The 9,754-nt window shown below is 69.2% G+C and carries 6 protein-coding genes; 5 read left to right on the top strand and 1 reads right to left on the bottom strand.

What is annotated here, in order from left to right; genetic code table 11:
- Positions 1 to 2,534: response regulator (locus LQV39_RS24525; protein ID WP_230029810.1), on the top strand; the 2,534-nt coding region annotated here is incomplete at its 5' end.
- Entirely contained in the window at positions 2,531 to 2,863 is a 333-nt protein-coding gene (locus tag LQV39_RS24520) for a DUF5710 domain-containing protein (protein WP_230029809.1), read from the top strand. The genes LQV39_RS24525 and LQV39_RS24520, both read left to right, overlap by 4 nt.
- Before the next feature lie 36 nt (positions 2,864 to 2,899).
- Here the strand turns inward: LQV39_RS24520 and LQV39_RS24515 are convergent, their stop codons facing one another.
- Positions 2,900 to 5,734: a PAS domain-containing protein gene (locus LQV39_RS24515; protein WP_230029811.1), complete on the bottom strand. Its 2,835-nt coding sequence runs from the start codon at positions 5,732 to 5,734 to the stop codon at positions 2,900 to 2,902.
- Between the two features lie 155 nt (positions 5,735 to 5,889).
- Between LQV39_RS24515 and paoA the strand changes: the two genes are divergently transcribed.
- The 3 genes from paoA to paoC are packed head-to-tail and all read left to right on the top strand — an operon-like array spanning position 5,890 to position 9,715.
- Positions 5,890 to 6,561 (top strand): aldehyde dehydrogenase iron-sulfur subunit PaoA, encoded by a 672-nt coding sequence (paoA, locus tag LQV39_RS24510; RefSeq protein WP_230029808.1) that lies wholly within the window; start codon positions 5,890 to 5,892, stop codon positions 6,559 to 6,561.
- Positions 6,558 to 7,511, top strand: coding sequence for a xanthine dehydrogenase family protein subunit M (locus LQV39_RS24505; protein WP_230029807.1), 954 nt, complete (start codon positions 6,558 to 6,560; stop codon positions 7,509 to 7,511). The genes paoA and LQV39_RS24505 overlap by 4 nt, the downstream gene beginning before the upstream one ends.
- A gap of 2 nt (positions 7,512 to 7,513) precedes the next feature.
- Positions 7,514 to 9,715 (top strand): aldehyde oxidoreductase molybdenum-binding subunit PaoC, encoded by a 2,202-nt coding sequence (paoC, locus tag LQV39_RS24500; protein ID WP_230029806.1) that lies wholly within the window; start codon positions 7,514 to 7,516, stop codon positions 9,713 to 9,715.
- Positions 9,716 to 9,754: the final 39 nt, after the last annotated feature.

Below are 9,754 nucleotides of genomic sequence, written 5' to 3'. Positions count from 1 at the left end.
CCCCGACCCTCGCCACCGAATCCGCACTTGAACAGGCCAAGATCAGCCGCCCCTACCGCGAGCTGCTGCGCCTGTTCGAGCAGGCGCCGGGCTTCGTCTGCTTTTTCCGCGGCCCCGGGCACGTGTACGAGTTGCAGAACCATGCCCACCACCGCCTGGCCGGCTTCAAGGACATCATCGGCAAGCCGGTGCGCGAGGCGCTGCCCGAGCTCGAAGGCCAGCAGTTCTTCGAGCTGCTCGACCAGGTGTTCGCCAGCGGCCAGGCCTTCGTCGGCACGGCGCTGCCGCTGGGCGTGATCCCGGCCGGCGGCGGCGAGGCCGTGCTGCGCTACATCGACTTCGTCTACCAGCCCATCGTCGACGAAAGCGGGACCGTGGTCGGCATCTTCTCGCAGGGGAGCGACGTCACCGAGCGCGTGCTGGCGGCAGAGAACCTGCGCCGCAAGCAGGAAGAACTCGAGCGCATGGTCGAGCAGCGCACCGCGGCCCTGGCCGAAGCGCATTCGGCCCTCAAGCTGGCCAACGAACTGCAGGGCGACAAGATGCACCTGCAGCGCCTGTTCGAGCAGGCGCCCGGTTTCATTTGCGTGATGCGTGGCCCCGACCACGTGTTCGAGCTGGCGAATGCCGCCTACCGCAGCCTGACCGGCGGCCGTGAACTGATCGGCAAGCCGATCCGCAGCGCCTTGCCCGAAGTGGAAGCGCAAGGCTTCCCGGCCCTGCTCGACGAGGTCTACCGCACCGGCAAGGCCTTCATCGGGCGCGCCGTGCCCGTCGCGCTGGACAGCGGCCCGGGCGGCGCCACCGCCACGCGCCACCTGGACTTCATCTACCAGCCGGTGCTGGATCCGATGGGCGCGGTGATCGGCATCTTCGTGCAGGGCAGCGACGTGACCGAACAGAAGCAGGCCCAGGATGAGCTGGCGCGGCACCAGATGGAGCTGGAGTCGCTGGTCAGCGCCCGCACCGAAGAACTGTCGGCGGCCCAGCACGCGCTGCAGCGCTCGCAGAAGCTGGAGGCGATCGGCAAGCTGACCGGCGGCGTGGCGCACGACTTCAACAACATCCTGCAGGTGGTCGGCGGCAACCTCGAGCTGCTGCAGCGCCGGACCTCCGGCGCCGACGACCGGCAGCTACTGGAGACCGCCCTGCAGGCGGTCGAGCGCGGCGGCAAACTGTCCTCGCAGTTGCTGGCCTTCGCGCGGCGCCAGCCGCTGCAGCCGGTGGTGGTGAATCCGGGCCGCATCGTCGGCGCCATGGACGACCTGCTGCGGCGCGCGCTGGGCGAGACCATCCAGATCGAGACCGTGCGCGGCGGCGGCCTGTGGAACACCGTGGTCGACCCGAACCAGCTCGAAAACGTGATCCTGAACCTGGCCATCAATGCGCGCGATGCGATGCCGAACGGCGGCCGCTTGACGATCGAGATCGGCAATGCGCTGCTCGACGATTCCTACGTGGCGGCCGAGCCGGACATCACGCCCGGCCAGTACGTGCTGATCGCGGTGTCGGACACCGGCAGCGGCATGAGCAGGGAAGTGCTGGAACGCGCCTGCGAGCCCTTCTTCACGACCAAGCCGGAAGGCGTGGGCACCGGCCTGGGCCTGTCGATGGCCTACGGCTTCGTCAAGCAGACCGGCGGCCACTTCCGCATCTACTCCGAAGTCGGCGAGGGCACCACGGTCAAGCTCTACTTCCCGCGCAGCTTCGAGGTCGAGACCAGCGTGACGCGCCTGACCGGCGGCCCGGCCGAAGGCGGCAGCGAGACCGTGCTGGTGGTCGAGGACGACCCGGCCGTGCAGCGCACCGTGGTCGAGATGCTGGGCAGCCTGGGCTACCGCGTGCTGAAGGCGGACAACGCCACGGCCGCCCTGGTGATCGTCCAGAGCGGCATGCCGATCGACCTGCTGTTCACCGACGTCGTGATGCCCGGACCGTTGCGCAGCCCGGAACTGGCGCGCCAGGCCAAGGCCCACCTGCCGGGACTGGCGGTGCTGTTCACCTCGGGCTACACGCAGAACGCGATCGTGCACGGCGGCCGCCTCGATCCGGGCGTCGAGCTGCTGTCCAAGCCCTATGGCCGCGACCAGCTGGCGCGCAAGGTGCGCCACCTGCTGGCCAATCGCGGCATCCCGGCCGTCCCGCCCGCGGGCGGGGTGAAGCCCGGGCCGGTCCAGCGCCGCATCCTGGTGGCGGAAGACAATCCGGACCTGATGAAGATGACCTGCAGCCTGTTCGAGGCCCTGGGCCACCAGGTGAGCGGCGCCACCACGCTCGATGCCGCCGCCGGCCTGCTGAAGGAAAGCGGCTTCGACCTGCTGTTCACCGACATCGACCTGGCCGGCAAGTCGGGCGTCGACCTGGCGCAGCTGGCGGTCGAGGCGCAGCCGGGGCTGCGGGTGGCCTTCGCCTCCGGCTACGGCGCTCCGGAGCGCGACGCCATCGGTTTCCCGTTCTGGATCGTCGCCAAGCCCTACAAGCTGGAAGACCTCGAGGCCGTCCTGGCGCGCCTGGATGGTATGATGGCGGCATGACGTTTCTGAATGTTCCGTACGCGGAAAAAGACCAGGCCCGCGAGCTCGGCGCTCGCTGGAATCCCACCCGCAAGCGCTGGTACGTGCCCAACGGGGTCGCGCTCGAGCCCTTCGAGCGCTGGCTGTCCAAGGAGGGCGAGCCGGTCTCCGGCCGCACCGACGCACGCGCCGCCAAGCTGGTGACGGGCGCGCGCTATGTCGAGATCGACCATGCCTGCAATCCCTTCGAGCCTTGCGCGCAGTGCGCGCCGGTGCTGGCGCAGAGCGGCTGGGCGGCGGCGCACGAGGATGTGCTGAAGGCGCTGCAGGCGCTCGGCCGCCCGCGCTGATTTTTTACTCGTAGGGGTGGGCACCCCGTGCCCACCTTACCGGCCCGGCGCTTCCGCCAGCGCGGCCAGCAGCGCTTCCAGATCCACCGGCTTGACGAAGTGGCGGTCGAAGCCGGCAGCCTTCGACAGCACCTTGTCGTGCGCCTGGCCGTAGCCGGTCAGGGCCAGGTACAGGGCCGGCTGGCGCGTGGGCTGCCCCTCCGCCATCGCCCGCAGCCGGCGCGCCAGCGCGTAGCCGTCGATGTCCGGCAGGCCGATGTCGAGGATGAAGACTTCGGGCCAGTCCTGTTCCGCCAGCGCCAGCGCCTGGCGCGGATCGTGGGCCACCGCCACCCGGTTGCCGAGGGCGCGCAGGATCTCGGCCAGCGACTCGGCGGCGTCGGCATTGTCGTCGACGATTAAAACATGGCGCTCCGGCTGCGCGTACAGCGCCCCCGCTGCGTCATCGCCGGACGCGGCGGCCCGGCCGGCCTGCGCCAGCGGCAGCAGGATGCGGAAGGTGCTGCCCATGCCGGGCCCGCCGCTCTCCGCTTCCACGCTGCCGCCATGCAGGCCAACCAGGGACTTCACCAGCGCCAGGCCCAGTCCCAGCCCGCCCTGGGCGCGGTCCGGGGTGCGCTCGGCCTGGGTGAACAGCTCGAACACCCGGGGCAGCAGTTCGGGATCGATGCCGATGCCGTTGTCGCGCACCGCGATGCTTGCCTGGCCGCTGCTTACTTCGAGCGAAAGCGCGAGCGCGCCGCCTTGCGGAGTGTACTTGGCGGCGTTGTTGAGCAGGTTGGCGACCACCTGCACCAGGCGGATGCGGTCGCCGGCCACCCAGGCCGGGGCGGCATCCAGCGCCAGGTCCAGGTGGTGGCGGCGCGCCTCGACCAGCGGGCGCGCCTGCTCGACCGCGCTGGCCATCACCGCCTTCAGGTCGACCCGCTCGCGCTGTAATTCCACCAAGCCGCGCGTCACGCGCGAGACGTCCAGCAGGTCGTCCACCAGGCCGGTCAGGTGACGCACCTGGCGCAGGATGATGTCGCTGGCCTGGCGCACCTTGTTCTCGTCGGCGGCCACGTGGCCCAGCAGCTGGGCCGCGCTGCTGATCGGCGCCAGCGGATTACGCAGCTCGTGCGCCAGCATCGCAAGGAACTCGTCCTTGCGGCGCGCCGCCGCTTTCAGTTCTTCCTCGCCGCGTTTCTTGTCGTGGATGTCGGTCAGGGAGCCCATCCAGCGCACGATGGCGCCGTCGTCGCCGGTCATCGGCTCGGCGCGGTTCAGCACCCAGCGGTACTGGCCGGAGTGGTGGATCAGGCGATGCTCGACTTCGAAGGGCGCGCCGCCATCGCGGCTGCGGTCCCAGGCCTCCACCAGCGCCGGCAGGTCGTCCGGGTGGATGTATTCCTTCCACCCGTAGCCCGCGCAGCGTTCCGGCGGCAGGCCGGTGAATTCGGGCCAGCGGCTGTTGAGGTAGTCGTTGCCGCCGCTGGCCGGCGCCGACCACACCATCTGCGGAATCACATTGGCGATCGAGCGGAACTTCGCTTCGCTCTCCTTCATCGCCCGCTCGGCCGCCACCTGGGCGCTGATGTCCATGTTGGCGCCGACCGCACCGACAACCTCGCCGTGTTCGTTGCGGATGGCGGCGGTGCGGATCAGGATCGTGCGGCGCGTGCCCGGCGCGCCGAAGGGTTCGATCTCGATGGTGGCGCCGGCGCTGTCCTCGCCGCGCAGCACGCGCGTGATCGGCCATTCGTCCAGCCCCAGCGCCTGTCCGCCCTGCGGCGCGCCGGCCGGCCACCAGCCTTTCCATTCGCCGTATTCGTCGACGTGGCCGGCGTTCGGGTGGTCGCCCCACACGGCGCGGTTGGCGGCGTTCGCGACCAGCATGCCGCCGTCCGCATCGACATAGACGATGCCGACCGGGGCGGCGTCCAGCAGCACGTCCAGGCGGCGCCGGTTCTCCAGTTCGCGCAGCAGCGCTTCGGAAGCGATCCGCTCGCTGTCATGGCGCGCCAGTTCGCCCTTCTTGCGTTCCGTGATGTCGACCGCCACGCCGGCGAAACGGCGCCTGCCGGTGGCGACGTCGCGGAACACCTTGCCGCGCGCATTGACCCAGATGTTCTCGCGCGACAGCTGGGGGATCCGGTATTCGACGTCGTACAGGGTGTCGCAGGCGATGGCCTGCTCGATCGCGGCCACCACGCGCGGGCGGTCGTCCGGGTGGATCATGCCGGTAAAGCGCGCCAGGTCGGTGCCGGCCCTGGCTAGCGCGGCGTCGACCTGGAACAGGCGCGCGAACTGTTCGTCGACGAAGGTGGCGCCGGTGTCGAGCTCATAGGCCCAGGTGCCGATATTCCCCGACGCCTCCAGGCACAGGGCGTAGCGCTCCTCGGCTTCCTTGTGGCGGGCCAGGGCCAGCACCTTGTCGCTCACTTCGACCACGGTGCACAGCAGGCCGCGCACGGCGCCGGTCTCGTCGCGGAGGGGGCTGTACGAGAAGGTGAACCAGGCCTGTTCCGGGTAGCCCTTGCGCTCGACCGTGAGCTGGAAGTTCTCGAAGAACAGGGCCTCGCCGTCCAGCACGCGGCGCGCCAGCGGCGCCATCGTGTCCCAGACTTCGGACCAGAGCTGGGGCAGGGGCAGGCCGATGGCGCCAGGCTTGTTGCCCAGCATGGGCGCGTAGGCGTCGTTGTAAAAGACGAAAAGTTCTTCACCCCAGGCGATGAAGGAAGGGAAGGAAGAGCCGAGCACCATGCCGAGCGACATGCGCAGCGCGGCCGGCCAGTCCTGCATGGGGCCGAGCGGGTGGGCGTGCCAGTCCTGCGCAAGTGTGCGTGCGCCGGCGTCGCCGCCATTGGCGAGGAAAGCGTCGCGGTGGGTCATCGTGGGCACGGGCTTATTATGGTCAAACCGGCAATTTTACCGAACAATCGCGGATCCTGCCCACACGCCTGGCAGCGCCCGGCGAACCGTGTGCGGCGCCGATGGCGAATCGACTTAAGATGGCGGCGCCACTCACGGGGAAAGGAAGCGAAGCCATGGACGAGCATCCAGATGTCAATACGGCGCGGCGCGATCTGCTGATTGCGGGCGCCTTGTCGGCCACTGCGGCGGCCTTGCCCGGCGCGGCCGGCGCCCAGACCCCCGGCGCCAGCGCGCAGAAGGACGCATCGACGCCGGCGCCGGTGCTGTCCCGGGTGGCCCTGCGCGTCAACGGCCAGCGCTACGACAAGGAAGTTGACACCCGCACCACGCTGCTCGACCTGCTGCGCGAGCACCTGCACCTGACCGGCACCAAGAAGGGCTGCGACCAGGGCCAGTGCGGCGCCTGCACCGTGATCGCCGACGGCCGCCGCATCAATTCCTGTCTCAGCCTGGCGCTGATGCACGAGGGCGCCGAGATCACGACCATCGAAGGCCTGGGCACGCCGGACAAGCTGCATCCGCTGCAGGCGGCCTTCGTGAAGCACGACGGCTACCAGTGCGGCTATTGCACGCCGGGCCAGATCTGCTCGGCGGCGGCGATGCTGGACGAGGTCCAGCGCGGCATCCCCAGCCACGTAACGGGCGACCTGAACGCGCGGCCGCTGCTCTCGCCGGCCGAGATGCGCGAGCGCATGAGCGGGAATATCTGCCGCTGCGGCGCCTACTCCAACATCATGGAAGCGATTGCGGAAGTATCGGGCGCGGATGCGGGAGGCAAGGCATGAAAGCCTTTACCTACCAGCGCGTGAAGACGCCGGCCGAAGCGGCATCCGCCGCCATCGCCACGCCGCACGCGCGCTTCATCGCCGGCGGCACCAACCTGCTCGACCTGATGAAGCTGGAGATCGAAACGCCGCCGCACCTGATCGACGTGAACGGCATCGGCATGGACAGGATCGAAGCGCTTGACGACGGCGGCCTGCGCGTGGGCGCCCTGGTGCGCAACACCGACCTGGCGGCCGATCCGCGCGTGCGCCGTGACTACGCCGTGCTGTCGCGGGCCCTGCTGGCCGGCGCTTCGCCGCAGCTGCGCAACAAGGCCACCACCGCCGGCAACCTGCTGCAGCGCACCCGCTGCCCTTATTTCTACGACACCAACCAGCCCTGCAACAAGCGCGCGCCCGGCAGCGGCTGCTCGGCCATCGGCGGCTTCAACCGCCATCACGCCATCGTCGGCACCAGCGAGGCCTGTATCGCCACCCACCCCAGCGACATGGCGGTCGCCATGCGGGTGCTCGATGCGCAGGTCGAAACCGTCAAGGCCGACGGTGGGCGGCGCGTGATCCCGATCGCCGACTTCCACCGGCTGCCGGGCGACACGCCCCACATCGAGCACGTGCTGGCGCCGGGCGAACTGATCACCGCCGTGATCCTGCCGAAGCCGCTGGGGGGACGGCACTTCTACCAGAAGGTGCGCGACCGCTCCTCGTATGCCTTTGCTCTGGTGTCGGTGGCCGCGATCATCGGCCGCGATGGCAACGGGCGCGTGGCCCTGGGCGGCGTCGCCCACAAGCCCTGGCGCGTGCCGGCCGCCGAGCAGCTGCTGCCGCGCGGCGGCAAGGCCTTGACGGACCAGCTGCTGGCCAATGCCCGCGTCAACGAAGACAACGCATTCAAGGTAACGCTCGTGCAGCGCACGCTGGACAGCCTGCTGCTCGAAGCCAGGAGGGCTTGAGGATGAAATTCACCACCCCCGCCGGCGCCAACCCGATCGACCAGCTGAAGGTCGTCGGCCGGCCCACCGACCGCATCGACGGCCCGCTGAAGACCACCGGCACCGCGCCCTACGCCTACGAGCAGAACCAGGCGATCCCGAATGCCGCCTACGGCTACGTGGTCGGCGCCAGCATCGCCAAGGGCCGCATCGTTTCGATGGACCTGGCCGCCGCCAGGCGCGCACCCGGCGTGATCACCATCGTCACCGCGCAGACGGCCGGCAAGCTGGGCAAGGGCAAGTTCAACACGGCGACCCTGCTGGGCGGCCCCGGGATCGAGCACTATCACCAGGCGATTGCGCTGGTGGTGGCCGAGACCTTCGAGCAGGCGCGCGCCGCGGCCGGGCTGGTGAAGGTCGAGTATGCGAAGACGAAGGGCGAATACGACCTGGCTAAAGCCAAGGACGGCGCGCCGATCGCGAAGAAGGAAGACAAGCCCGAGACCCGCACCGGCCAGTTCGACGCCACCTGGGCCGCCGCGCCGGTCAAGCTCGACGCCATCTACACTACGCCCGACCAGTCGCACGCGATGATGGAGCCGCATGCTTCGATCGCGAAATGGGAGGGCGACAAGCTGACGATCTTCACCGCCAACCAGATGGTCAACTGGGGCATGAAGGACATGGCGAAGACCCTCGGGATCCCCTTGGAGAACGTGCATCTGCTCTCGCCCTACATCGGCGGCGGCTTCGGCGGCAAGCTGTTCCTGCGCGCCGAGGCGTTGCTGGCGGCGCTGGGCGCGCGCCAGGCCAGGCGGCCGGTCAAGGTGGCGCTGCAGCGCGCTCTCATGTTCAACAATACGACCCACCGTCCGGCCACCATCCAGCGCATCCGCATCGGCTGCACGCGGGAAGGGCGGATCGATGCCATCGCCCACGAGAGCTGGTCCGGCGACCTCCCGGACGGCAAGCCGGAAACGGCGGTGCAGCAGACCCGCTTGCTGTACGCGGGCCCGAACCGCTACACCGCGCTGCGCCTGGCGAAGCTCGACCTGCCGGAAGCGAACGCGATGCGCGCGCCGGGCGAGGCGCCGGGCATGATGGCGCTCGAAATCGCGATCGACGAAATGGCGGAGAAGCTCAAGATGGACCCGGTGACTTTCCGCATCGTGAACGACACCAGCGTCGACCCGGAAAAGCGCGAGCGCAAGTTCTCGCAGCGGCGCCTGGTCGATTGCCTGCGCCAGGGCGCCGAGCGCTTCGGCTGGAACAGGCGCAATCCGCTGCCGGGCCAGATGCGCGAAGGGCGCTGGCTGATCGGCTACGGCATGGCGGCGGCCTTCCGCAACAACCTGGTGATGCGTTCGGCGGCGCGGGTGCGCCTGGAGCGCGACGGCCAGGTGAGCGTCGAAACCGACATGACCGATATCGGCACCGGCACCTACACCATCATCGCCCAGACCGCGGCCGAGATGATGGGATTGCCGCTCGACCGGATCGTGGTGCGCCTGGGCGATTCGAACTATCCGGTGTCCGCCGGCTCGGGCGGCCAGTGGGGCGGCAACAGCTCGACCGCCGGCGTGTACGCGGCCTGCGTCAAGCTGCGCGAGATGGTGGCCTCGACGCTTGGTCTTGATCCGGCCAGTGCGCAGTTCGCGAACGGCATGGTCTCGGGCGGCGGGCGTACGATTCCCTTGCGCCAAGCGGCCGAAGGCGGCGAGCTGAATGCCGAGGACAAGATGGAATACGGCGACCTCGATAAAAAATATCAGCAGTCGACCTTCGGCGCCCATTTCGTCGAGGTCGGGGTCGACGCCATTACCGGCGAAATCCGCGTGCGGCGCATGCTGGCGGTGTGCGCGGCCGGCCGCATCCTGAACCCGAAGTCGGCGCGCAGCCAGGTGATCGGCGCAATGACCATGGGCGTGGGCGCGACCCTGATGGAAGAGCTGGTGGTCGACAAGCGCATCGGTTGCTTCATCAACCACGACCTGGCCATGTACGAGGTGCCGGTGCACGCCGACATCCCGCACCAGGAGGTCATCTTCCTCGACGAGCCAGACCCCGTCTCCTCGCCGATGAAGGCCAAGGGCGTCGGCGAACTGGGGATTTGCGGGGTCGGCGCGGCGGTAGCCAACGCGATCTACAACGCCACCGGCGTGCGCGTTCGCGACTATCCGATCACACTCGACAAGCTGTTGCCAAAATTGCCTTCCGTGGCGTAGCTACAACCGGCGGCAAGAGAATCGCTGCCTTGTGATTTT

It is taken from the genome of Massilia sp. Bi118, from assembly GCF_918697865.1.
Lineage (GTDB): Bacteria > Pseudomonadota > Gammaproteobacteria > Burkholderiales > Burkholderiaceae_D > Telluria.
This window is presented reverse-complemented; position numbering and strand designations above follow the sequence as displayed.

Coding starts and splice junctions, on each gene's coding strand:
- LQV39_RS24520 (WP_230029809.1), top strand. CDS start 2,531: ATGACGTTTCTGAATGTTCCGTACGCGGAAAAAGACCAGGCCCGCGAG.
- LQV39_RS24515 (WP_230029811.1), bottom strand. CDS start 5,734: ATGACCCACCGCGACGCTTTCCTCGCCAATGGCGGCGACGCCGGCGCA.
- paoA (WP_230029808.1), top strand. CDS start 5,890: ATGGACGAGCATCCAGATGTCAATACGGCGCGGCGCGATCTGCTGATT.
- LQV39_RS24505 (WP_230029807.1), top strand. CDS start 6,558: ATGAAAGCCTTTACCTACCAGCGCGTGAAGACGCCGGCCGAAGCGGCA.
- paoC (WP_230029806.1), top strand. CDS start 7,514: ATGAAATTCACCACCCCCGCCGGCGCCAACCCGATCGACCAGCTGAAG.